This window comes from Pseudomonas sp. 34 E 7 (assembly GCF_900005715.1).
Lineage (GTDB): Bacteria > Pseudomonadota > Gammaproteobacteria > Pseudomonadales > Pseudomonadaceae > Aquipseudomonas > Aquipseudomonas orientalis_A.
Window position 1 is genome coordinate 1 of the sequence record NZ_CVTX01000190.1, and the last position, 23413, is coordinate 23413.

Consider the following 23413-nt stretch of genomic DNA (forward strand, 5'->3'; position numbering starts at 1 on the left):
CCGCCAGCACTTCGTTGGGCGTCTGGCGCGCCAAGTCGGCGAGGTTGAAGGGCTGTTCGCTCTTGGCCGCAGCCGGGTCCGCTGTGAAACCTGCGATGTACGTGGCGAGGTCCCAACGCTGACGGTCATCCAACTGATCGGAAAAGGATGGCATGTCGGTGCCTTCGACACCCAGGCCCAGGGTGTTGTAGATCGCATACAGGCTCAGGCGATCCAGTCGCGTGGCATCGCGCAGGTTAGCCGGCGGCGGTGTCATGCCCATGGCGGCCGGGCCATCGCCGGCGCCAGCAGTACCGTGGCACACCGAACAGTGCTGTGCGTAGAGCGGCGCACCGCGCGTGGGATCTGGAGTGATCGCCGGCGCCTGGCTGACTTCATACGCCACTGCCAGTTTGGCGCCCAACTGACGCGCCTGGCGGGCGACAGTTGCGCCGTCTGCATGGGCAGTGACGGCCGCCAGCAACTCATCGACGCCCTTTATCAACTCGGCGCGTTCGGGTTTTTCCGGCAGTTGCGCGACCAGACCCTGCAGCACGCCCAGGAACTCCACCTGCTCGCGGTATTCCGAGTCGTCCACCACCTTGCCCGCCTCTACCGTCGGCGGGTAGTCGGCGCCGATGTAATCGAGCAAATGCAGAGCCTGTGGTGCGCCTTCGGCGGTCGCGGCCCATAGATTGAAGCTGCACGACATCAACACCGGCAGCATCAGCCAGGCGAGAAAGCGGAAAGGGGCAGTCATGAATGAATCTCAGGTGGAAATACGAAGTAACACTATTGTTGAGCTTTAACCGATTTGACTCAAGGTGTTATTTCGTCACGCCCCTCCCACATTTTGATCCAGTTTCTTCAGTCAGGCCGTCGCGCGATGCAGGCTGGCGAGAAAACCGGCGGCACCGACGAACAGCCCGGCGAACGTACGGTTTACACGCTTCTGCTGTCTGGGCGAGCGCAGCAGGCGCAGGACTTTCGAGGCCAGACCCGTGTAACCGGCCATCACGATCATGTCGACGCTGATCATCGTCGCACCGATGATCAGGTACTGAATCGCCAACGGCGCCTGTGGATTCACGAACTGCGGCAACACCGCGAGCATGAACACCAGCGCCTTGGGGTTGCTGGCGTTGACCAGGAACCCGCGGAACATCATCGCCAGCGGCTTGCCGATCGGACGTATCGCCGCGTCATCGGTCATGTCCAGCGGCAAGGCGCGCCATTGCTTGATGGCCAGGTACACCAGGTACGCCACCCCGAACCATTTGATCGCATAGAACGCGGTCGATGACGTCGCCAGAATCGCCCCCAGGCCGCCCGCCACCACGGCAATCTGCATCGCCAGGCCCAGTTGCAGGCCAATGGCGTTCCAGTAGCCGCGTACAAAACCGTACTGCAGACCGCTGGACATCGAGGCGATGGCGCCTGCGCCGGGGGAAAGGGAAATGATCCAGCTGGCCACGAGAAAAGCCAGCCACGTGTCGAGTGCCATAGCACACCTCGAAAGGGAGTTTGTGGTTGTGCCTTAAGCTAACTCCGGCGACCAAAGGCTGGCTATAAATTTTTACAAGATATGATTCTAGCGGTCGCCAGGGAACACGTGCGTACCAGGCCAGCGCCGTACCGAACGCTGAAAGAACAAGCTGTTGGGCACTTGCACCATCGCACTGTCGGTGCCGGCCTCCTGCACCTCGATCAGCGTGGTATAGAGCAGATTGATCGCCACCACGCGCCCCTTCACGCCGGGCTTGTCGACGGTGTCCACCAGTTCGACGATATCGCCGAGGCGAAACGGACCCACGGTGAAGATCAAAATGGCGCACAGCAAATTGGACAGCACGGACCACATGGCGAAGAACGCCACTGCCGCCACGGCCACAAAGCCTGACAGCGCCGTCCACAGCACCGTGGCAGATACACCCAGGCGGCCCAACACGAAGATCAGCGCGCTGCCCATGATCACCCAGCGCAGGCCACCCCGCAGCGGCATCAGCAACTGCGGCGGGAACGGATAGCGCTCACCCAGGCGGGTCAGGCCTTTGGCGACAAAACGCTGGGAAAGGTAGCCGGCCAGCAGGATCAGCAGGATTTGCACGCCGATCCACACAGGTTCGATCCATTGCGCCGGCAAGGGCAGTTGCAACGCGTCCATCAGGACAGCGCCTCGAGCTGCGCCTGAAGGGTTTCAAGCAGTTCGAGGGCTTCCATCCAGGACTCCTCCAATTGCCCCTCGCGCACCTTGAGCCTGGCCTGTTCGGCCAGCAAGTCACGCAATTCATCCTTGCGCGCGGCCTCATACACGGCGCTGTCGCCCAGGCTGGTTTCGATCCTGGCCAGGCGCTCATGCACCTTGCCCAGCTCGGCCTCCAGCTTGTCGGCTTCGCGCTTGTGCGGGGCCAACTGCTGACGCAGTGCGGCGGCGGCCTGGCGCTGGGCTTTCTTGTCGGTCTTGTCCGGGTTGACCGGGGTGTTGCTGACCGGCGCATTGCGCAGACGATAGTCAGTCAGCCAGCGCGCATAGTCGTCCAGGTCGCCATCGAACTCTTCGACCTTGCCATCGGCCACCAGCAGGAAATTATCGGTGGTGCTCTTGAGCAGATGGCGGTCGTGAGACACCACCAATACTGCACCGCTGAATTCCTGCAGGGCCATGGTCAGCGCCAGGCGCATTTCCAGGTCCAGGTGGTTGGTCGGTTCGTCGAGCAGCAACAGGTTCGGGCGGTCCCATGCAATCAGGGCCAGGGCCAGTCGGGCTTTTTCACCACCGGAGAAGTTCAGCACCGGCTCGTCGATGCGCGCACCACGGAAGTCGAAGCCTCCGAGGAAGTCGCGCAGGGTTTGCTCGCGTTCGCTCGGCGCCAGGCGCTGCAGGTGCAACAACGGGCTGGCCTTGGCATCGAGCGAGTCCAGTTGATGTTGGGCAAAGTAACCCACCACCGTGTTCTCGCCACGGGTCAGGCGCCCGGCCAAAGGCTCAAGCTCGCCCGACAGATTCTTGATCAGCGTCGACTTGCCCGCGCCGTTAGGCCCCAGCAAACCGATCCGCGCGCCGGGTATGAGCTGCAGCTTGACCTTCTCCAGGACGGTCTTGTCGCCATAACCCAGGCGCGCATCCGACAGGTCGAGCAGGGGACTGGAGATTTTCACCGACTCACGGAACACGAAGTCGAACGGCGAATCGACGTGGGCCGCCGACAGCTCTTCCATGCGCTCAAGGGCCTTGATCCGGCTCTGGGCCTGGCGGGCCTTGGTGGCCTGGGCCTTGAACCGGGCGATGTAGCTTTCCATGTGCGCGCGCTGCGCCTGTTGCTTCTCGAACGCTTGCTGCTGTTGGGCCAGACGCTCGGCACGGGCGCGCTCGAAGGCGGTATAGCCGCCACGGTAGAGCGTGATTTTCTTCTGTTCGACATGGGCGATATTGTCGACCACGGCGTCAAGGAAATCCCGGTCGTGGGAAATCAGCAACAAGGTGCCCTGGTAGTTCTTGAGGAAGTCTTCCAGCCACAGGATCGCATCGAGGTCCAAGTGGTTGGTCGGTTCGTCGAGCAGCAACAGGTCCGAGGGACACATCAGCGCCTGGGCCAGGTTCAGGCGCATGCGCCAGCCGCCGGAGAAGTCGGCGACCGGGCGATCCATCTGTTCGTTGGTAAAACCCAGGCCGGCCAGCATCTTGCGGGCGCGGGCGTCGGCGGTGTAGCCGTCGGCGCTGTCGAGTTCCGAGTGCAGGCGCGCCTGGGCGGCGCCGTCCTGGGCTGTTTCCGCCGCGGCGAGGTCGTGCTGTACCTGGCGCAGGCGCAGGTCGCCATCGAGCACGTAGTCGATTGCGATGCGGTCCAGGGTGTCGATCTCCTGGCGCATATGGGCGATACGCCAGTCGGCCGGCAGCAGGCAGTCCCCGGAATCCGGGGTCAGCTCACCCAGCAACAGGGCAAACAACGTGGATTTTCCGGCGCCGTTGGCACCGATCAGGCCGGCTTTGTGACCGGCGTGCAGGGTCAGCTCGGCATCTTCAAGAAGACGTTGCGGGCCACGCTGTAATGTTAGGCTTTGAAGTCGGATCATAATGGCGGCGGAGTCTACCAGCTTCGTTGACCGCTGGCTTGGGTGTGAATATGTGCGCTGACCTGTGGAGCTTTGCCCTCTCGACTTATGCCCGCCCCGGTGTGGAGGCCGCTTGCCTGCGGTTGCAGGAACAGGGAGCGGATGTGTGCCTGCTGCTGTGTGGTGCGTGGCTGGAACAACGGGGTGTGGCGCGGCTGCCCGAGCGCGTTGTGGCACTGCAACAGCTTGCGCGGCCGTGGCGGATGCACGTCGTCGAACCCTTGCGGGCGGTACGTGTGCAATGGCGGGCGATGGCACAGCAGGATGCGCATCTGGCTGAATTGCGAGAGCAGGTCAAGGCCTTGGAGCTGGAGGCCGAGCGAGCCTTGCTGATGCGCCTGGAAGCGCTGGCACAGTCATGGTCGAGCAACGAGGTGACAGGTCGACAGGAATGGCTTGAAGGTCTGGCGACCGAAGCCGCCAACCTTGACCACAACGCGCTGCAGCAGCTGCGCGTCATGGTCACCCGCGCTTAGGAAGCGCTGGTTGGGGTGACGCTTGGCGCTGCCGGTGCAGCAGCGCTGCCGACGGATGCGGCTGGCGCGGAGGACGCTGCCGGGGTAGCGGCAGTTGCTGCGGGAGTTGCTGGCTTTGCAGGTGCTGGCTTTGCCGCAGCAGGCTTGGCAGCGGGTTTTGCGGCCGGTTTTGCAGCTGGCTTGGCGGCTGGTTTGGCAGCAGTGGTTTTAGCGGCTGGCTTGGCGGCCGGTTTTGCAGCAGCGGTTTTGGCAGCTGGCTTGGCGGCTGGTTTGGCAGCAGCGGTTTTGGCAGCTGGCTTGGCGGCTGGTTTTGCAGCAGCGGTTTTAGCGGCTGGCTTGGCGGCTGGTTTGGCAGCAGCAGTTTTAGCGGCTGGCTTAGCGGCTGGTTTGGCAGCAGCAGATTTAGCAGCTGGCTTAGCGGCCGGTTTTGCAGCAGCGGTTTTAGCGGCTGGCTTGGCGGCTGGTTTGGCAGCAGCGGTTTTAGCGGCTGGCTTGGCGGCTGGTTTGGCAGCAGCGGTTTTAGCGACTGGCTTGGCGGCTGGTTTGGCAGCAGCGGTTTTGGCAGCTGGCTTGGCGGCTGGTTTGGCAGCAGCGGTTTTGGCAGCAGGCTTGGCGGCTGGTTTTGCAGCAGCGGTTTTAGCAGCTGGCTTGGCGGCCGTTTTAGCCGGTGCCTTCGCTGCAACAGCCTTGCTCGCCGGCTTCTTGGCCGCGCTGGCTGCGACAGCTTTAGCCGGAGTACGAGTACCCAGCGCCTTGGTGACAGCTTCCTTCACACGACCAACGCCCTGAGCCAGTTTCAGGCTTTCCTGAGCGTCTTTTTTGAGTTGGGAAATGTAGCTGCGGGTTTCGGCTTGGCGATCCTTGAGGGCGTCCAGCAGGTCCTCAAGTTCTTTAACAGCGTCTTTGGCCTTGGCTTGTGCCTTGGCCTTGCCGGCAGTGGCGGCGTCTTGCAGTTTGGTGCGGGATTTGTGCAGCTTTTCTTGCGCTTTGCCGCGTTGTTTTTCCAGTTTGGCGAGCAGTTTTTCTGCATCGGCCAAGGCTTGGGAACAAGCGCTTTCCAGATGTTCGAGCAGGCTGCCCGACAATTGTTGGAGTAAGTGCAACGGGGTATTTACAGGCTTCTGTTTGGCCGACATGGTTTACCTCCTGGCTGACGTGGGTGCGGCTCATACTAGCCCTCTGCTCTTACCGCCGCTAGGGCATGTTGACAGTATCGTTTGCGTTGCGTTGCAACGTACGAAAATTCTTATCGATATAACAGAAAAGCGCACCACTGCTCAGCCATTTACGCTGGCATAATCCGTCGCACTTCAGGCGGGAGGACACCCATGTCGCGTTACCTTTTCGTAGTGCTTGCCCTGGCGATTTCCAGCGCCCATGCGGACGAGCAATCGCCGCCAAAAACCGCTGTCCAAGATCAGCATGACCTCGCCTACAGCCTGGGCGCCAGCCTCGGAGAACGCTTGCGCCAGGAGGTCCCCGACTTGCAGATCCAGGCCCTGATCGATGGACTTAAACAAGCCTACCAGGGCAAACCATTGGCACTGGACAATGCGCGCATCGAACAGATTCTTGCACAGCACGAAGCACAGAACGCCACAGACAACCCAGCGCCGCAGAGCGAAAAAGCACTCGCCGCCGAACAGCAATTTTTGTCGAAGGAAAAAGCTTCAAAGGGTGTGCGTGAGTTGGCGGACGGCATCCTGCTCACCGAGTTGACGCCGGGCACCGGCACCAAGCCGTTGGCAACTGATGAGGTGCAGGTGAAATATGTGGGTCGGCTGCCCGATGGAAGCGTGTTTGACCAGAGCACACAACCCCAGTGGTTTCGCCTGGACAGCGTGATCAGTGGCTGGCGCAGTGCATTGCAGCAGATGCCCACCGGCGCGAAATGGCGTCTGGTAATCCCCTCGGCCCAAGCCTACGGCGCGGACGGCGCAGGCGAATTGATTGCGCCCTACACACCCCTTGTCTTCGACATCGAGTTACTCGGGACCCGCCACTGACGCATAAAAAAACGGTGCGTCAAGCGCACCGTTTTTTATCGCATTGCCCCGATCAGACCTGAGCAGGCTCTTCTTTGTGGGCGTTGTGCAGCACTTCGATCAGGCAATCTTCAAGCTCGAAACGCTCATGCAACAGACCACCCAGCTCTTTGAATTTTTCCGCGACACACTTGCCTTCATCGCACAGATCGTTAAAAGCCAGCAGCTTTTCGGTAATCACATCAATGCGCGGGTAAAGGGTCTCAGCGAACTCAAGACCGCGCTTGTCCTCGAAGGCTTCCGCTTCCTTGGTGAGTTGCGTGTAGATACTCAGGTGACCGGCAGAAACGTAATCCACCAGTACGACACAGAAGTCCTGCAACGGCTCACGTTTCTCGGCCAGCGCTCCAGGCTCGGCCCCCAACTCATCAAAAGCCAGAACCAATTTGCGACGCGCATCCAACCACTTATCGATCAGTGTGTGCACGCCACCCCAGCGTTCGCGAGCATTCTTGCAACGTTCCAACATGATGATCTCTCTTCCCTATAGGGGACGCTGCTGCACCGTGCCCGCGCAATGCTTCAGGGTTGAAGCGGCAATCGGACGAGGTCGCGTCTGACAAGCGGTTTCGATAACGCGTGCGGGCCAGATTATGCCCGCATCACTATGGCTTCAAGGTACGCAGGAGAGAAAGTTCATACAAGCGTTTAATCCCGTCCTACCACATGAACAGAATTTTCCTCGCTTTGTGATACGTGACGCCGGCCAGGCAACAACCGGGAAAGCAGTGTGCTCCACAGAATCAGCATCGCCAGGAAAAACAGCAGGCTCCACTCCGGAACGCTGAGGTCAAATAGCGTCCAATTGATTTCGACGCAGTCGACCGATCCCTTGAAGACTGACTGGACAGCCCGCCAGAACGACAGGTGCTCAATCATGTAGTCCAGGCTTGGCCAGCAGTTGGGCATCTGATCCGACGTAGTGTTCTGCAGCAGCACTTGGCGCCCGGCGGTGACGGCGCCGAATAATGCACACCCGATACTCGCCAGCCCATATAGGCACACGCCTGCGCGGCCAGGATTATGCAGGGCGGCGATCAGGTTGATCAGTACAAAGACGGCGAGAAACAACCGTTGTACCTGGCACAAAAAGCAGGGCTGTAACAGCGCACCATATTCCAGATAGAAAGACACGCCCAACGTCAGCGCACCGGCCATGAACGCCAGGACAAACAAGGAGCGTAAAGGGGCCAAAGACATTGTTTATCCGCACCGCAAGAGATAGGTCGCTACGGTAGAGGAAAGGCCCGATCCCTTTCAATACGCCTTGGAGCGGACAATTCCGCGAAGAGACAAGGAGATTCCGTCAACACACGGAGGAAATCGCCCTACAACACGTAAGAATTGATTACAGGCCTACTTAAGCTCAGTAATTACAAAGGGTTAAAGGGTTGGCTGACAGATAGATCTGAGCCAACCCGTGAACACTTTCCTACTTCAAGCTTGCGCCGGTGCTGGCAAGGGTGAGGCCAGTAGACGATTATCGAGTAACCCCAAGCCTTCCTGGAACAGCCGGTTGCTGCGCTCGGTATCACCCAATTGGGCCAGCAAACGGGCCAATTCGGCACAGGCTTCGGGATTGCGCTGCACCTGCAGGCTGCTTTCCAGATAATCCCGGGCCTTTCCCCACAGACTGTTCTGCAGGCAGAGACGACCCAGCGTCAGCAACAGGCTGGCATCGCCAGGATGATCCTTCAGCCAGCCTTCGGCAAACTTCAGCTGACGGGCCGGGTCGCTGCCGCGCAGCAGGCCATAGAGCCGAATAAGGTGGCTGTCATAACTGCGCTTGATTGCTCCGCGCAGCACTTCCTCGGCCCTGGCATCGGCGCCCAGTCGACGCAGTTGATCGGCATAAGCCAACACCAGTTGTGGCTCCTGGCGGTGGGCTGAAGTCAATTGCTCCCATGCGCGGTCAAGGGACTGCAAGCCGGCTTCGCCATGCTCCTCACGCTGGGCCGCCAGGCCAAGGTTTTCTCCCCAGGCCCGACGCTCCAATTCAGCCAGCTCGCTGGCCGGCAACACCTTGTCTTTACGCAGTTCGGGCAACAGGCGAATCACCGACGACCAATCGCCACGCTGCTGGTGCAATCGCTGCAACTGTCGCAGGACCTGGGCGTTGTGGGGATGGCGCTCGTGCATGGCCTGCAGGGTGGTCAGGGCACCTTCCGTATCGCCACGGTCCATCTGGAGTTGCGCATGGCTCAAGGCAACGGCCAGCTCCGCCTGGGGCTGGCGAGCCAGGGCGCGCTCCAGCAAAGCATCCGATGCCTCGTAACGGCCCAGCTCGTTGGCCGCACGTGCCGCGCCGAGGTAGTACAGCAATGGCTGGCGCTCCGCCTCGGCAGCACGGTGCAGGTGGCGTTCGGCACTGGCCCAGCGGCCTTCGGCAAGGTCCATCTGGCCTTGCTCGATTGCAACTTGCACACGGCGGCTGCGATTGCGCCGCGACCACGGGTTGACCACACCGCCGGAAACGCTGACCAGACCCAACAGCACTCGGATCAGGTAGATCGCCAGGCCTATGGCGAACACCGCCACCAATGTGGCCCACAGGCTGGACTCGTAATGCAGCAAATGGGGATAGGTAATCAGCACGTAGCCGGTGTGTTTGGAAATGCCCACGGCCAGCGCCAGGGCGATCGCAATTGCCAGCACCAGGATCACATAGAAGCGCTTCATCGGTTCTACTCCTGGGTCGCAGGCTTGGCAGCCGAAGCCTTGGCTTCGTCGGCAGACAAATGGCGGCGCTCGAGGTACGCCTGCACGGCCGCCAGGCTTGCGGCCAGGTCAGGCGTCACCACCGAAACGGCCTTGGGCTCAAGCTCGGCGATACGCGCCAGCATCGCCTTGCTCTGCGGGTTGTCCTGGTTGAAGTTATCCTGCAACACGCTACGCGCTTCGCCCAGCGAACGGCTATACACCGCCGACTCGCCGTTGAGCGCTGCCCACTGTGCCTGCTCCAGCGCCAGGCTCAAGGCCAGGCGCACCTGATTCAACCCCTGGCCCGCCAGCAGCGGACGAATGTTGTCATCCGGGTTGAAGTCGATACGGAAATAACGGGAGATCTGTTCCCACCATTGGCTCAACTGATTACCCGTATCGCTGCTGGGACGGCCCTGGGAACCGGACTCGGTGAGTTGATACTCCGGAGCGACAGCCGCCAATTGCACCACCTGGTCGCGCAACGCCGCCAACTGCAGGTACAAGCCGGTGCGGTCCGGTTGTTCGGTGCTGCGCAAAGCCGCCAGGCTCTTGGCCAGTTGCTCACGGGCGGCGAACACGCCTGGGTCGCTTTGCTCACGAAGAATTTCGTCGGCACCCTGGACCAGCGACTGGGCGCTGTTGATGTCCTGCAAAGCCGACAGACGCAAGCTGGCCAGACGAATCAGATGCTCGGCCTCAGCCAGGCGCCAATCCTTGCGGCTGGCGCCCAATACGGTTTCCAGACGCTGGTTCAGGCGCTGCTGATCACCCTGCAACTGGGCAACCAGGCGTCGACGCTCTTCCAGCTCATCCGCGCCGGGCAATTGCGCCAGGCGGGCGGCCAATTGTTGCTGGCTCTGCTTGAGGCTCTGGGATTGGTCATCGAGGGTCTGCACCTGACCCAGTTGCTGCTGGCTGCTGGCTTGCAGGGCACGGACCTGCCAGATCCCCCAGCCGCCGGCGGCAACACCGGCAGCGCCAAGCAGCAACGCGACGACCGCCAGGCCATTGCCACGGCGTGGCGCGGTGACCGGTGTCCCGACCGGCGCATCAAGCGCGGGCTGAGCTTCATCTTTAGGCAAGGCTGTTTCGCTCACGTATCCGTCCTTTGCGTATCAGAGAGTGGGAACGGGATTGCTCCCTAACGCCACTAACAAAGCCGAGGCACTCGCGCCTCGACAATCCACAACTTTTTCTGCGCCAGCGGCCCGCGCCATCTCGTAGACGCGCGGACTGGGCACAAACAACGGCAGCTTCGCCACCTCAGGCCAATCGGAGCCGGCCAGGGCCTGCAAGTGTAGAAAACCCTGCCCACTGCTGACCACCAGGCCGTTCAAGCGTTCCAACTGGATGCGTTGGGTGAGTGCGCCCGCGTCGTAGGCCGGGAGAAAACGGCGGTACAACTCCAGGTAGTCGACACTAACACCTCGCTCGCGCAAACGCTCTGCGAGCAACTCCCGGCCGCCCTCGCCGCGCAGGATCAATACCCTGGCACCGGGGCATGCGATAGCCTCGCGCAAGGCCGGCAATTGAAGCAAGGCCTCGCTGTCGTCACCCGTTGGCGGATAGTGGACATCCAAACCCTGATCGGCCAGTACCTGTGCCGTGGCGGCCCCCACACTGAACCACGGCAGTCGCGGCCAGGGCGCGGTCAATTGTTGCAAGGCAAGACGCGCCGCCGGTTTGCTTACCACGATTACTGCGCAATAGCGCTGCAGCGCCCCAAGGACCGCCTGTTGTTCCGGCGTGACCGGTAAGGCTTCGATCTCCAGCAACGGCAGTTCGCTGCTGAATATTCCCGCATCGGACAATGTCGCCGCCAGGGCTGCCGATTCTTCGGCAGGCCGTGTCAGCAGCACTCGCCACTGGGTCACTGCGGGCCGGCCTCGCCGTAGATTTTTTGCAGAATGGCGCCAGCGCCCTTGTCCAACAGTTCCTCGGCGACCTGGATGCCCAGGGCCGTGGCGTCGCGTTGTGGACCGCGCACCTCGGCGGTCAGCAACGTGCCGCCCTCCGGGTCGCCTACCAGGCCACGCAACCACAGGTTTTCACCTTCGAGCACGGCATAGCAGGCGATCGGTACCTGGCAGCCACCGTTGAGGTGCTTGTTCAGGGCTCGCTCGGCTGTGACACGAACTTCGGTGTCCGCGTGGTCAAGCGGCTTGAGCAGTGCGTGAATTTCGCTGTCGGCGGTACGGCATTCAATGCCGACCGCGCCCTGCCCGCCGGCCGGCAGGCTGTCTTCGACGCTGATTGCGCGGGTGATGCGGTCTTCGAAGCCCAGGCGGATCAGGCCGGCGGCGGCGAGGATGATCGCGTCATACTCGCCCGCATCGAGCTTGGCCAGGCGCGTGTTGACGTTGCCACGCAGGAAGCGGACCTGCAGGTCGGGTCGACGGGTCAGCAATTGGGCCTGGCGACGCAGGCTCGAGGTGCCCACGATACTGCCCAGGGGCAATTCATCCAGGGATGCGTAAGTGTTGGAAACAAAGGCGTCGCGCGGGTCTTCCCGCTCACAGATGCAAAAAAGGCCCAACCCTTCAGGGAAGTCCATGGGCACGTCTTTCATCGAATGCACAGCGATGTCTGCTTCATTTTCCAGCAGCGCGGTTTCCAGCTCCTTGACGAACAGACCCTTGCCGCCAATTTTCGACAGCGGCGAGTCCAGCAGCTTGTCGCCGCGACTGACCATGGGCACCAGGGTCACCCTGAGGCCAGGATGAGCCTGTTCAAGACGTGCTTTGACGTACTCGGCCTGCCATAAGGCCAGGGCGCTTTTACGGGTGGCGATGCGGATTTCGCGAGAAGACATGGATCAATCCGTACTGAATAGATACGGCAGATAATAACAGCTCAGGCAAATACGCTTTGATTTGAATCAGCAAGTGCGGGGCCTCCCTGGCCGCATCACACCGGGATAGGAACTGCAGAGCTCGCCACCGCCCCTGGCTAGAGCTGCTGCATCATCTTGCGCACGCCGGCGACATGGCGCCGACTGACGATCAGGGCATCGCCGTTGAGCCCCTTCAGAAAGAGCTGGAAGTGGCCAAGAGGCGTGCGCTGCAAGCGCTCGATTCGCTCGCGAGCCACCAGCGCATTGCGATGGATGCGCACAAAGCGGTCGCCGAACTCATCCTCCAGGGCCTTGAGCGGCTCATCGAGCAACACTTCGCCCGCTTCGTGACGCAAGGTCACGTATTTATGGTCGGCGATAAAATAGACCACCTGAGCGAGGGGAATCAGCTCGATGCCCTTGCGGGTGCGTGCGCTGATATGGCTGCGGGGGCCATTGCCACTCTGGGCAGCCGGTTGGGTCAGGGCTGCGAGCTGGGCGCGACTGGGACGCTCGGCCTTCTTCAACGCCTTGAGCAATGCGTCGCCGGCCACCGGCTTGACGAGAAAACTCACACCGCTTTCTTCGAGCGTCTGTGCAGAAAACTCTTCCTGTGCCGCGCACAGCACCAAGGCCGGTGGCGATTCGCGCTCGCTCAGACGGGCAGCGACTTGCAGGCCATCGAGGAGCGGCATGCGGATATCGAGCAACACCACATCCGGCTTGAGGCTGTCGATCAGCGTCAACGCCTCTTCGCCGCTGGTGGCGCTCGGTTCAAGGACTGTATAACCCTCGATTTCACTGACCAGACGGCTCAGTCGCTCGCGGGCTTGGGGTTCGTCATCAACGATCAGGACATTCATATTGCGCTGGATTCCTGCGTGAGTCTCGCACAAGGATAGCGTAGACAGGTGCGGTGACTTACGTCACAGCGATCCACGCTAAGACTGGCGCAAGCGGCAAAAAGTGCCCTTGGAGTGGCACCCAAATTTACCCGGACCTGTTCAATAGCGCCCAAGACCCGCCAACTTCGCGCATTGTCATAGGGTTTGCTGATACACAATCCGAATACCCCCGTATTTAATGGATAGTCTGGGCTCTGACCGCATCACCCGACTTTGGTGCATTCACACACTCTCAGTCCAACTGTAGACGCTCGCTGGAACGATATTGCTCAATCGTCAAATATCGTTTCAATAACGGCCTGCTCCCAGTCTCGTCCTGGATGCGATCGGCGGCAAGGCACTTAGCCATCCTTTGTACAAATAAAATTGCCGTCCACCCGCACCATCGCGTCCGCGAACAACCCTGTTATTATCGGCGGCACACCTTCACGCCTTTTTTAAGCAGATCACGAGCGAATTCATGAGCACCGACAAGACCAACCAGTCCTGGGGCGGCCGCTTCAGTGAACCCGTCGACGCCTTCGTCGCGCGCTTCACCGCCTCCGTCAACTTCGACCAGCGCCTGTACCGCCACGACATCATGGGCTCCATCGCCCATGCCACCATGCTGGCCAAGGTCGGCGTGCTGACCGATGCCGAGCGCGACAGCATCATCGAAGGCCTGACCACCATCCGGGGCGAGATCGAAGCCGGCACGTTCGACTGGCGCGTCGACCTGGAAGACGTGCACATGAATATCGAGGCACGCCTGACCGATCGCATCGGTGTGACCGGCAAGAAGTTGCACACCGGTCGCAGCCGTAACGACCAGGTGGCCACCGATATCCGCCTGTGGCTGCGCGATGAAATCGATCTGATCCTGGCTGAAATCACCCGCCTGCAGAAAGGTTTGCTGGAACAGGCCGAGCGCGAATCGGACACCATCATGCCCGGCTTCACGCACCTGCAGACCGCTCAGCCTGTGACCTTCGGCCACCACCTGCTGGCCTGGTTCGAAATGCTCAGCCGCGATTACGAGCGCCTGGTCGATTGCCGCAAGCGCGCCAACCGCATGCCACTGGGCAGCGCCGCGCTGGCCGGCACCACCTACCCGATCGACCGCGAGTACACCGCGCAGTTGCTGGGCTTCGATGCCGTGGGCGGTAACTCCCTGGACGGCGTGTCGGACCGCGACTTCGCCATCGAATTCTGCGCCGCCGCCAGCATTGCGATGATGCACCTGTCGCGCTTTTCCGAAGAGCTGGTGCTGTGGACCAGCGCGCAATTCCAGTTCATCGACCTGCCGGACCGTTTCTGCACCGGCAGCTCGATCATGCCGCAAAAGAAAAACCCCGACGTTCCCGAACTGGTACGTGGCAAGAGCGGCCGCGTATTCGGCGCGCTGATGGGCCTGCTGACCCTGATGAAAGGCCAGCCGCTGGCCTACAACAAGGACAACCAGGAAGACAAGGAACCGCTGTTCGACGCCGCCGACACGCTGCGCGATTCACTGCGTGCGTTTGCCGACATGATTCCGGCGATCAAGCCCAAGCATGCGATCATGCGCGAAGCGGCCTTGCGTGGTTTCTCCACCGCGACCGACCTGGCCGACTACCTGGTGCGTCGTGGCCTGCCCTTCCGCGACTGCCATGAAATCGTTGGCCATGCCGTGAAGTACGGCGTGGACACCGGCAAGGACCTGGCGGAAATGAGCCTGGAAGAACTGCGCCAGTTCAGCGACCAGATCGAGCAGGACGTATTTGCCGTGCTGACCCTGGAAGGCTCGGTGAATGCCCGTAATCACATCGGCGGCACTGCGCCGGCGCAGGTGAAGGCCGCAGTCGTGCGTGGCCAGGCACTGCTCGCCAGTCGCTAAAAAATGTGGGGGGGCGGTGCGACGATTCGACTTGCCCCCGATGGCGGCCTCTGGGCTGGCCGGGATGTTGGATTGGACCGAGTACATATCCGTTTCTGCGGTAACGGCTGCTAATGGTTCCGCTTTTACAGCGGCTCACTTTTGAAAAGCGCAAAAGTAAGCAAAACGCTCTTGCCCCACCACTCGGCACCTCGCTAATGCTCGGTGTGCCCGAACGCAGGCTTGAATCCGTGGGCCGCCGCAATGGGCCATCCATGGCCCAGTGCGGCTAACCCGGCGTCCTGCCGGGTTACCCACGGATTCAAGCCTGCGTTCGGCCAGCGTGGTTTAACGGGGCGCCTAGGATCACAAGCAGATCAAGATCAAAAGCCAGATCAAGAGCGGCTCGCTTCGCATCGTGGTTACGGTTAAGTGCTACGCAGGTGTGTAGATACCTATGCTATCGGGGGGAAGTGTCCTCCCACATCTGATTATTTCCTTGCTGCAATCATCGCCAGAAATCCCGGCATCGCCGCCAGCCTGTCCGCCTCGACCTTTTGCGCATTGGGCATCTCGTTCAATCGCCCCAGCAACGCCTTCGCTTGCGGCAACTGCGCCAGCAGGTCCAGTCCGAACAGCTTTTCGCCTACCCCACAGGCCAGATTCAAGCTGTACATGAAATACAGATCGGCAATCGTGAAGTGCTCTCCCGCCACATAGGGCGCGAATTTACCGTGCCGGCCTAACGTACCGACCCCCAGCAACAATTCAGCGCGGGATTTTTCCTTGATCGCCTCCGGCACCGTCATGCCAAAAAAGGCTTCGGCGAAGCACGCCCGCGCCGGCAATTCGATATACAGCTCGATTTCCCGGCACAACGCCAGCACCTGGGCACGTTGGAACGGATCGGCTGGCAGCAGCGCAGGCCCTTCCTGTGTCTGCTCGAGGTATTCGAGGATCACGCTGGTTTCGTTGATGAAGCCTTGCTCGACACCCAGCACGGGCACTTTGCCTCGTGGGCTCACCGCCAGGGCTTCAGGCGTTTGTCCTGCGTAAAAAGGCACCTCTTCGAAAGGCAGCCCTTTCTCCAGCAGCGCCAGCTTGACCATGTTGTAGTAGTTGCTGACCGAAAATCCATAAAGCTTGAGCATCGCAAAGCCTCCAGGCCGGGTGCGGGGTTGGCTGCAAGCGTTATAGACGCTGAGGCTGGGACTGGCCAGCAGCATCAGCGACCTGAATGGCGTTAGACTGGCGCCCTTTCCTTGAGGAGCCTGCCATGAGCGAGCCGACCGATATCGACAATGACGAAGAAGAATTCACCGAAAGCACGCTGATCCAGGCCATCGAGAACCAGATCGACAGCGACAACCCGCCGGCGGCCAAGGCCACGTTCAACAAGCTGACGCTGGTCGGTTATGAGCGAGAAGAGATCCTGAATCTCATGGCCCACGTGCTGGCTTTCGAGATCGACGCGATGCTGGATGAGGACCGCGCCTTTGATACCCAATGGTATGAAACCGCGCTGCGGGCACTGCCCGAGCTGCCGCCTGAAAAGGAATAATCCGGCCGCGCTGCAACACGCTGGACAGTTCGGCAAAGTGCGTTCACCTTATGGCCTGCTAGCCTCTAATAAATTTTAGAACGTCTGGAGTCCTTATGTCGTATACCCCTGAGTTGGTTGCCGAACTGGAAATCCTTGTACTCTTCCCCCTGGACAGCACCAAGGAGGGTCTGAAAGTCCATCAGACCGCCGCTCCCACTGCCGTTGCCGCTGCCAGGCGCCTCCATGCCAAAGGGCTTATCGACCAACCGGACGGAGGCTACCTGACCAGCCTTGGCCGGGACGCCGCCGAGCAAGCCCAGACCTTGCTGACTATCTTGACCACCGCCTCCACCAAAGAAGCCGCCTGACCCCTGATCCCCGCCCATGGAGTCCGCCCTCTGCGGATTCCACGGGCGTTGCTGCGCAGCTCACAAAATTCTGCAGCCAACGTCCATTTCCTCTAAAACTCCTACGCGACTGTCTGTAAACTCCTACACGGCCGCCCACGTCGGGCCCTGCGAGCCACCGAGTTCGACATGACCCGCACCCATGAAATCCGCCCCGACCTGGACGAAGGCATCGACCGCAAGGTGCTGGCCCAATTGCGCGCGCGTTTCATGGCCCTCAACGAAGGGCGTATGGCCCGGGCGATCGAAGGGCTGACACCGCGCCAGCAGAGCGTGCTGACCCTGTTGCCACTGTTTTTTCACGTCAACCATCCGCTGCTGCCCGGCTATGTATCAGGCAGTACGCCAGCAGGTCTGTCGAATTTCGAACCCGACACCCAGGCCCTGACCGAAGCCCAGCGCCTGACCCGCTCGTTCTCCTACAAAGCCCGTCGCGGCAACCCGCCAACGCCCATTCACGGCCTGTTCCTGATGGGCAGCCTGGGCACGCTGGCCCAGGCGGATCAAAGCGATATGGACGTGTGGGTATGCCACGCGCCCGACCTGAGTGACAACGAGCTGGTCGAGCTGCGCAAGAAGTGCCAACTGCTGGAAGCCTGGGCCCAGACCATGGGCGCCGAGGCGCACTTCTTCCTGATTGAACCGACACGCTTTGTGCTGGGTGAACGGGACACGCAACTGAGCTCCGACGATTGCGGGACCACTCAGCACTACCTGCTGCTGGATGAGTTCTACCGCACCGCAATCTGGCTGGCCGGGCGCACGCCGATCTGGTGGCTGGTGCCGGTGTATGAAGAAAGCCGCTACGCCGAGTTCACCCACGCGCTGCTCACCAAACGTTTCATCCGCGCCGACGAAACCCTGGATCTCGGCCATCTGGCGCACATCCCTCCAGGGGAGTTCATCGGTGCCGGGCTGTGGCAATTGTTCAAGGGCATCGAATCGCCCTATAAATCGGTGCTCAAGCTGCTGCTGACCGAGGTCTATGCCAGCGAGCACCCCAACGTGCAGTGCCTGAGCCTGCGCTTCAAGCGCGCGGTGTTTGCCAATCAGATGGACCTGGATGAGCTGGACCCTTACATCGTGGTCTACCGCCGCATCGAGGAATACCTCAAGGCCCGCAATGAACCGGAGCGCCTGGAACTGGTACGGCGCAGCCTGTACCTGAAGGTCAACCGCAAGCTCAGCGCCGGCCAGCGCATTGCCAGTTGGCAACGACTGCTGCTGGAACGCCTGGCCCATGAATGGGACTGGGACCAGCGCCAACTGGCCCTGCTGGACAGCCGCAGCCAATGGAAAGTGCGTCAGGTCGCCTCCGAGCGCCGCGCCCTGGTCAACGAACTGAACTACAGTTATCGCTTCCTCACCCAGTTCGCCCGCACGGAACAGACCGTCAGCCCGATCAACCGGCGCGACCTCAATGTACTGGGCCGGCGCTTGTACGCAGCCTTTGAACGCAAGGCCGGCAAGGTCGAGTTCATCAACCCCGGCATTGCCCCGGACCTGGCCGAAGACACCTTGACCCTGGTGCACTCACCCAACCGCAAGGAGCCGGGGCAGCACCATTGGGGCCTGTATAACGGCAACCTCACCGCACTGGAATGGGAGCATTTCGCCCCCATCAAGCGCAGCCGCGACCTGCTGGAAATGCTTACCTGGTGCCATCGCAACGGGGTGATCGACAGCAGTACGCGCCTGGCGCTGCACCCGGGCGCCAGCGACATGACCGAGTTCGAGCTGTTCAACCTGCTGGGCAGCCTGCAGCAGACTATCGCCCTGCCCATGGCCAGCGTCGATGAAACCCGCCTGTTACGCTCGGCGGTGCCCGAAGAAGTGCTGTTGCTGATCAACGTCGGCGTCGACCCGCTCAAGCATCACCGCGACCTGAATATTCTGATGACCACCGAGCGTACCGACTCGCTGAGTTATGCCGGCGTGCGTGAGAACCTGGTACTGACCCTGGACCAGGTCACGCTCAATAGCTGGAACGAGGTGATGGTCAGCCGCTACGACGGGCCCCATGCGCTGCTCGACTGCCTGCGCGACTACCTCAACCAACTGCCGTCGGATCATTTGCCACGGTTGCGCGTGCGTTGCTTCTGTCACAACCGAGCGCAGTTCATTGCCCAGCGTGTGGAAGAGGTATTCGACACCGCGCAGAACCTGCTGCTCGGCCAGGGCAATCACCGCTACCTGCTCCAGGTGCAGCAGCACTATCACGTCATGGAGTTGATCCCCGGCCAAGCCACCCATGTACCGCTGCCGACCCAGGACGCATTGATCGCCTACCTCAGCGAAGAGCTGGCCAGTTACAGCCCCTGGCACCTGGACGCCATGGCCCTGGAAGATCACGACCTGGCGCTGCTGCTGCCCATGGGTGCGGCCGGTTGCATACAGGTGTTCTACCGGGTCCATGAAGAATTTGCCGAACTGTATGTGCTCGACGAGTTCAATGCACTCTGGCAGCAGCGTTTGCCGTTCCATGATGAGCAAAGCCTGCTGGCACCGCTGCAGCGTTTTCTGCTCTCGATCATCTATCGCCGCGAAGCACTATCGGCTCTGGACACCCAACAGCCGTTGGGCGAAGTGCAGATCGCGTATTACCAACTGCTGCCGTCGGGCAATGCCCGCGCTCGTCTCGTTGAGCCAAGGCCGGCTCCGCAAAACCGCGCCAACCAGCCGTTCTATGACGTGCAGGCGATTATCGCCAGGGCGGCGCCCGGGCAGGTGGGTATCACGCTGTACTGCAATCAGCGGGAATTTTCCGAATTGGAGTTTGGCGACCAGCTGTTTGCGGTAGTCGCCCGGGAAATCGTCGGGCAGCGCCGGGAAACCGAGCGTTACCGTTGCTACATCACCGATCTGGATCTATCGGGCCTGCTTGGCGACGTGCAAAGCCCGAGCAATCTGTACCTGCGCTACAAGGCGGAGCTTGAGCTCGCGCTCAATCAGGCGCTGAAGCAGATTTAAAGCGCAAAGGCGCCGCCATCCTTGGGCTGGCCTTCGACACTCAGCAACTCAAGCTTGAGGGTCTTGCCGCCCGGTGCAGGCCAGTCAATATGCTGGCCCACTTGCAGGCCGAGCAACGCGCTGCCCACCGGTGCCAGGATCGAGATCTTGCCTTCATCGGCGTTCGCGTCTTTCGGGTAAACCAGGGTCAGGTGGTAATCCTTGCCGCTGCCTTGCTCACGGCAATGCACGCTGGAGTTCATGGTCACGACACCCGCAGGCACCTCATCGTGGCCAACCACTTCTTCGGCGCGGTCGAGTTCGTGTTGCAACGCTTCGACACCGGGAAACTCGTCGCCCAGGCGGTCGATCAGTTGCTCCAGACGCTGCACGTCAAGACGGGTGAGAATGATGGACGGTGCGGTGGTCATGATTCAGGCAGACTCCTTTTTTCTGCACAAAAAAGCAAAACCCCGCCAGGAAAAGGCGGGGTTCTCACGGGCCTCGATGAGTTGAGGCGTACCCGGACACTACCACAGCGTCACAAATAAACAAGACGACTTCAGGCCTGGGCTCGGCGCTGCTCGGCCTCGGCACAGATCACCCGGCGCCGCTCATCGTCGGCGGAGCGCCATTCGCGGATGTCTTCCACATGGCGGAAACAGCCGAGGCAGACTTTCTGCTCGTCCAGGCGACATAAACTGATACAAGGTGACGGCACCGCCGGGCTGACATTGCTGAACAGCGGCTTGGGCGGGCGCGTGGGTGCGGACTGGCTCACGGTCAAATCTCGTCGAAATCCAGCTCGGCGCCGGATTGTTCCAGAACCAGACGCGCCAGCATCTCGCTGAGCAGCTCATCGCTGCTATCGCATTGCCAATTGTTGTCTTCTTCGTTGTAGTCGAAGTGAAAACCACCGGAACGTGCCGCCAGCCACAACTGCCGCAACGGTTCCTGACGGCTGAAGATCAACTGAGTGCCGTTTTCGAACTTGACCGTCAGCACGCCGGCCGAGTTTTCCAGGTCCACGTCCAAACCGCTGTCGTCGAAAATATCTTCCAGCGCCTGCTGGGTCGCATCCACCAGGTCGTGAAAACGGGCTTCGGTCAAACTCATTGTGGCAACCTCGAAAGTGTCTGGTTTTGCTCAAGCGCCGCACGATACGGACGCGCCCCGCCGATTGCAAAGGATACCGATTTCATCATAGATGGCGGTATGAAATATCCTCAACCAACGTAGCCCGCTTCCCGACTATCTCGGCAAACCCCCGCCGGACGGGTATTCCAGCGCATAGGCAAGCCGGCAGGTGGTCGGTATACTCGGGCGCAATTAATGCATATTCAAGGATTTCGCCATGAAGCGCCTGATCTCTTCCCTTGCTGCGCTCGTCGCGGTTGCTTGCCTCGTCAGTGCCTGTGGTCAGAAAGGACCGCTGTACCTGCCTGACGACAGCAAAGACCCGAACGAACAGGCGCAGTCGTCGCAAAAGCCGTCCAAAGCGCACAAGCACGACACTTACTAAGGGATCCCCATGGACGCTTTTAACTACCGGGACGGCGAGCTGTTCGCGGAAGGCGTGGCGCTGTCCGCGATTGCCCAGCGCTTTGGTACCCCGACCTATGTGTATTCGCGCGCCCATATCGAAGCGCAATACCGCTCGTTCACCGACTCGCTCGAAGGCGTGCCGCATCTGGTGTGCTACGCGGTCAAAGCCAACTCCAACCTGGGCGTGCTCAATGTCCTGGCGCGCCTTGGCGCCGGTTTCGACATTGTGTCCCGTGGCGAGCTGGAACGGGTATTGGCCGCTGGCGGCCAGGCCGACAAGATCGTGTTCTCCGGCGTCGGCAAGAGCCGCGAAGACATGCGTCGCGCCCTGGAAGTGGGCGTGCATTGCTTCAACATCGAGTCCACCGACGAACTGGAGCGCCTGCAGGTCGTGGCCGCCGAGCTGGGCGTTCGCGCGCCGATCTCCCTGCGCGTCAATCCGGACGTCGACGCCGGCACTCACCCGTACATTTCCACCGGTCTCAAAGAGAACAAGTTCGGCATCGCCATCGCCGACGCCGAAGACGTGTACATCCGCGCCGCGCAATTGCCGAACCTGGACGTGCTGGGCGTCGACTGCCATATCGGCTCGCAACTGACCACCCTGCCGCCGTTCCTGGATGCCCTGGACCGCCTGCTGGCGCTGATCGACCGCCTGGGCGACTGCGGCATCTACCTGCATCACATCGATCTCGGTGGGGGTGTGGGCGTGCGTTATCGCGATGAAGAGCCGCCGCTGATTGCCGACTACATCAAGGCCGTGCGCGAGCGTATCGAAGGGCGCGACCTGACGCTGATGTTCGAGCCGGGCCGCTATATCGTCGCCAACGCCGGTGTACTGCTGACCCAGGTCGAGTACCTCAAGCACACCGAGCACAAGGACTTCGCCATCGTCGACGCGGCGATGAACGACCTGATCCGCCCGGCGCTGTACCAGGCCTGGATGAACGTCACGGCAGTGGCGCCGCGCCACAGCCAGGCGCGTGCGTACGACATTGTCGGCCCGATCTGTGAGACCGGCGACTTCCTGGCCAAGGATCGTCAGCTGGCCCTGGAGGAAGGCGACCTGCTGGCCGTGCATTCGGCCGGTGCCTATGGGTTTGTCATGAGTTCCAACTACAACACTCGCGGCCGCGCCGCCGAGGTGCTGGTGGACGGTGATCAAGCGTTTGAAGTGCGTCGCCGCGAGACGGTAGCCGAGTTGTATGCTGGCGAAAGCCCGCTGCCGGAGTAAGCCATGCTGCTGCGTTTTACCAAGATGCACGGGCTGGGCAATGACTTCATGGTTCTCGACCTGGTCAGCCAGCACGCGCACATCCTGCCCAAGCACGCCAAACAATGGGGCGACCGCCATACCGGTATCGGCTTCGACCAACTGCTGCTGGTGGAAGCGCCGACCAACCCGGAGGTGGACTTCCGTTATCGGATCTTCAACTCCGACGGCTCCGAAGTGGAACAGTGCGGCAACGGTGCGCGCTGCTTCGCGCGCTTTGTGCTGGACAAGCGTTTGACCGCCAAGCGCCAGATTCGCGTCGAAACCAAGGGCGGCGTGATCGAACTGGATGTGCGCAGTGACGGCCAGATCAGCGTCAACATGGGCGCGCCACGCCTGGTGCCGGCGGACATTCCGTTCCAGGCGCCCGAGCAGGCCCTCAGTTATGCGCTGGACGTGGACGGCAACACGGTCGATATCGCGGCTGTGTCCATGGGCAACCCCCATGCGGTGCTGCGCGTCAACGACATCAACAATGCACCCGTGCACGAACTGGGGCCGAAGATCGAACATCACCCGCGCTTTACGGCGCGGGTCAACTTGGGCTTCCTGCAGGTGATCGACCGTTCCCGTGCGCAATTGCGTGTGTGGGAACGCGGCGCCGGCGAAACCCAGGCCTGCGGCACCGGCGCCTGCGCCGCTGCCGTGGCCGCGATCAGCCAGGGGTGGATGGATTCGCCGCTGTTGATCGACCTGCCGGGTGGACGCTTGTCCATCGAATGGGCAGGCCCTGGCCACCCGGTGATGATGACCGGGCCGGCCACGCGTGTATACGAAGGACAGGTCCGTCTATGAGTGAGCCAAGCCA

The 23413-nt window shown here is 61.2% G+C and carries 25 protein-coding genes; 9 read left to right on the forward strand and 16 right to left on the reverse strand.

The window, feature by feature from the left end; translation table 11 throughout:
- The 4 genes from BFP96_RS27075 to BFP96_RS27090 form a co-directional block, all read right to left on the reverse strand.
- The coding region (locus BFP96_RS27075; RefSeq protein WP_139113456.1) for a c-type cytochrome at positions 1 to 739 on the reverse strand (739 nt) is incomplete at its 3' end.
- Positions 740 to 850: 111 nt separating this feature from the next.
- Positions 851 to 1483, reverse strand: coding sequence for a LysE family transporter (locus tag BFP96_RS27080; RefSeq protein ID WP_065886993.1), 633 nt, complete (start codon positions 1481 to 1483; stop codon positions 851 to 853).
- Between the two features lie 87 nt (positions 1484 to 1570).
- A complete protein-coding gene (locus BFP96_RS27085; protein WP_065937382.1) occupies positions 1571 to 2143 on the reverse strand; it encodes a mechanosensitive ion channel family protein in 573 nt (190 codons plus the stop codon).
- Positions 2143 to 4053, reverse strand: a complete 1911-nt coding sequence (locus BFP96_RS27090; RefSeq protein WP_065937383.1) for an ATP-binding cassette domain-containing protein — start codon at positions 4051 to 4053, stop codon at positions 2143 to 2145. The genes BFP96_RS27085 and BFP96_RS27090 overlap by 1 nt, the downstream gene beginning before the upstream one ends.
- A gap of 50 nt (positions 4054 to 4103) precedes the next feature.
- Between BFP96_RS27090 and BFP96_RS27095 the strand changes: the two genes are divergently transcribed.
- Positions 4104 to 4568: a TIGR02444 family protein gene (locus BFP96_RS27095; RefSeq protein ID WP_065937384.1), complete on the forward strand. Its 465-nt coding sequence runs from the start codon at positions 4104 to 4106 to the stop codon at positions 4566 to 4568.
- On the opposite strand, the gene BFP96_RS29795 is transcribed toward BFP96_RS27095, so the two are convergent.
- Positions 4565 to 5704 (reverse strand): AlgP family protein, encoded by a 1140-nt coding sequence (locus tag BFP96_RS29795; RefSeq protein WP_083216703.1) that lies wholly within the window; start codon positions 5702 to 5704, stop codon positions 4565 to 4567. The genes BFP96_RS27095 and BFP96_RS29795 overlap by 4 nt on opposite strands.
- Before the next feature lie 192 nt (positions 5705 to 5896).
- On the opposite strand from BFP96_RS29795, the gene BFP96_RS27110 reads away from it, so the two are divergent.
- Positions 5897 to 6574 carry an FKBP-type peptidyl-prolyl cis-trans isomerase gene (locus tag BFP96_RS27110; RefSeq protein WP_065937386.1) on the forward strand — a complete coding sequence of 226 codons (678 nt, stop codon included), beginning with the start codon at positions 5897 to 5899 and terminating at the stop codon, positions 6572 to 6574.
- Positions 6575 to 6626: 52 nt separating this feature from the next.
- Here the strand turns inward: BFP96_RS27110 and BFP96_RS27115 are convergent, their stop codons facing one another.
- The 7 genes from BFP96_RS27115 to BFP96_RS27145 all read right to left on the reverse strand — a co-directional run bounded on the left by BFP96_RS27115 (position 6627) and on the right by BFP96_RS27145 (position 13012).
- Positions 6627 to 7082 carry an Rsd/AlgQ family anti-sigma factor gene (locus BFP96_RS27115; protein WP_065898107.1) on the reverse strand — a complete coding sequence of 152 codons (456 nt, stop codon included), beginning with the start codon at positions 7080 to 7082 and terminating at the stop codon, positions 6627 to 6629.
- Positions 7083 to 7261: 179 nt separating this feature from the next.
- Positions 7262 to 7813 carry a disulfide bond formation protein B gene (locus BFP96_RS27120; RefSeq protein ID WP_065937387.1) on the reverse strand — a complete coding sequence of 184 codons (552 nt, stop codon included), beginning with the start codon at positions 7811 to 7813 and terminating at the stop codon, positions 7262 to 7264.
- Between the two features lie 237 nt (positions 7814 to 8050).
- Positions 8051 to 9292, reverse strand: coding sequence for a heme biosynthesis protein HemY (locus tag BFP96_RS27125; protein WP_065937388.1), 1242 nt, complete (start codon positions 9290 to 9292; stop codon positions 8051 to 8053).
- A gap of 5 nt (positions 9293 to 9297) precedes the next feature.
- Positions 9298 to 10413 (reverse strand): uroporphyrinogen-III C-methyltransferase, encoded by a 1116-nt coding sequence (locus BFP96_RS31495; protein ID WP_065937389.1) that lies wholly within the window; start codon positions 10411 to 10413, stop codon positions 9298 to 9300.
- A gap of 18 nt (positions 10414 to 10431) precedes the next feature.
- Positions 10432 to 11190: a uroporphyrinogen-III synthase gene (locus BFP96_RS31500; protein WP_065937390.1), complete on the reverse strand. Its 759-nt coding sequence runs from the start codon at positions 11188 to 11190 to the stop codon at positions 10432 to 10434.
- Positions 11187 to 12128, reverse strand: a complete 942-nt coding sequence (gene hemC, locus BFP96_RS27140; protein WP_065893925.1) for a hydroxymethylbilane synthase — start codon at positions 12126 to 12128, stop codon at positions 11187 to 11189. The genes BFP96_RS31500 and hemC overlap by 4 nt, the downstream gene beginning before the upstream one ends.
- Positions 12129 to 12265: 137 nt before the next feature.
- Positions 12266 to 13012 (reverse strand): LytR/AlgR family response regulator transcription factor, encoded by a 747-nt coding sequence (locus BFP96_RS27145; protein ID WP_065893926.1) that lies wholly within the window; start codon positions 13010 to 13012, stop codon positions 12266 to 12268.
- A 502-nt stretch (positions 13013 to 13514) separates the two neighbouring features.
- Between BFP96_RS27145 and argH the strand changes: the two genes are divergently transcribed.
- Positions 13515 to 14909 (forward strand): argininosuccinate lyase, encoded by a 1395-nt coding sequence (argH, locus tag BFP96_RS27150; protein WP_065886979.1) that lies wholly within the window; start codon positions 13515 to 13517, stop codon positions 14907 to 14909.
- 470 nt (positions 14910 to 15379) lie between these two features.
- Here argH and BFP96_RS27155 read toward each other — a convergent pair whose 3' ends face one another.
- Positions 15380 to 16039, reverse strand: coding sequence for a glutathione S-transferase family protein (locus tag BFP96_RS27155; protein WP_065893927.1), 660 nt, complete (start codon positions 16037 to 16039; stop codon positions 15380 to 15382).
- A gap of 125 nt (positions 16040 to 16164) precedes the next feature.
- Here BFP96_RS27155 and BFP96_RS27160 point away from each other — a divergent pair, with 125 nt between their 5' ends.
- The 3 genes from BFP96_RS27160 to BFP96_RS27170 all read left to right on the forward strand — a co-directional run bounded on the left by BFP96_RS27160 (position 16165) and on the right by BFP96_RS27170 (position 19808).
- Complete coding sequence (locus tag BFP96_RS27160; RefSeq protein ID WP_065898102.1) at positions 16165 to 16449, forward strand: hypothetical protein; 285 nt, start codon at positions 16165 to 16167, stop codon at positions 16447 to 16449.
- A 95-nt stretch (positions 16450 to 16544) separates the two neighbouring features.
- Positions 16545 to 16799 carry a TIGR02647 family protein gene (locus BFP96_RS27165; protein ID WP_065886976.1) on the forward strand — a complete coding sequence of 85 codons (255 nt, stop codon included), beginning with the start codon at positions 16545 to 16547 and terminating at the stop codon, positions 16797 to 16799.
- Positions 16800 to 16967: 168 nt separating this feature from the next.
- Complete coding sequence (locus BFP96_RS27170) at positions 16968 to 19808, forward strand: class I adenylate cyclase (protein WP_065893929.1); 2841 nt, start codon at positions 16968 to 16970, stop codon at positions 19806 to 19808.
- Here BFP96_RS27170 and rnk read toward each other — a convergent pair.
- The 3 genes from rnk to cyaY form a co-directional block, all read right to left on the reverse strand.
- On the reverse strand, positions 19805 to 20218 hold the full coding sequence (gene rnk / locus BFP96_RS27175) for a nucleoside diphosphate kinase regulator (RefSeq protein WP_065893930.1): 414 nt from the start codon (positions 20216 to 20218) through the stop codon (positions 19805 to 19807). The genes BFP96_RS27170 and rnk overlap by 4 nt on opposite strands.
- A 131-nt stretch (positions 20219 to 20349) precedes the next feature.
- Positions 20350 to 20568 carry a DUF1289 domain-containing protein gene (locus tag BFP96_RS27180; protein WP_065893991.1) on the reverse strand — a complete coding sequence of 73 codons (219 nt, stop codon included), beginning with the start codon at positions 20566 to 20568 and terminating at the stop codon, positions 20350 to 20352.
- A gap of 2 nt (positions 20569 to 20570) precedes the next feature.
- Positions 20571 to 20903, reverse strand: a complete 333-nt coding sequence (gene cyaY / locus BFP96_RS27185; protein WP_065886973.1) for an iron donor protein CyaY — start codon at positions 20901 to 20903, stop codon at positions 20571 to 20573.
- Between the two features lie 238 nt (positions 20904 to 21141).
- On the opposite strand from cyaY, the gene BFP96_RS29815 reads away from it, so the two are divergent.
- The 3 genes from BFP96_RS29815 to dapF are packed head-to-tail and all read left to right on the forward strand — an operon-like array spanning position 21142 to position 23400.
- The gene (locus BFP96_RS29815; RefSeq protein WP_003195417.1) at positions 21142 to 21309 is read left to right on the forward strand and encodes an LPS translocon maturation chaperone LptM; all 168 of its coding nucleotides are present in this window, start codon (positions 21142 to 21144) and stop codon (positions 21307 to 21309) included.
- A 9-nt stretch (positions 21310 to 21318) separates the two neighbouring features.
- On the forward strand, positions 21319 to 22566 hold the full coding sequence (gene lysA / locus BFP96_RS27190; RefSeq protein WP_065898100.1) for a diaminopimelate decarboxylase: 1248 nt from the start codon (positions 21319 to 21321) through the stop codon (positions 22564 to 22566).
- Positions 22567 to 22569: 3 nt separating this feature from the next.
- On the forward strand, positions 22570 to 23400 hold the full coding sequence (gene dapF, locus BFP96_RS27195) for a diaminopimelate epimerase (RefSeq protein ID WP_065937391.1): 831 nt from the start codon (positions 22570 to 22572) through the stop codon (positions 23398 to 23400).
- Positions 23401 to 23413 lie beyond the last annotated feature (13 nt).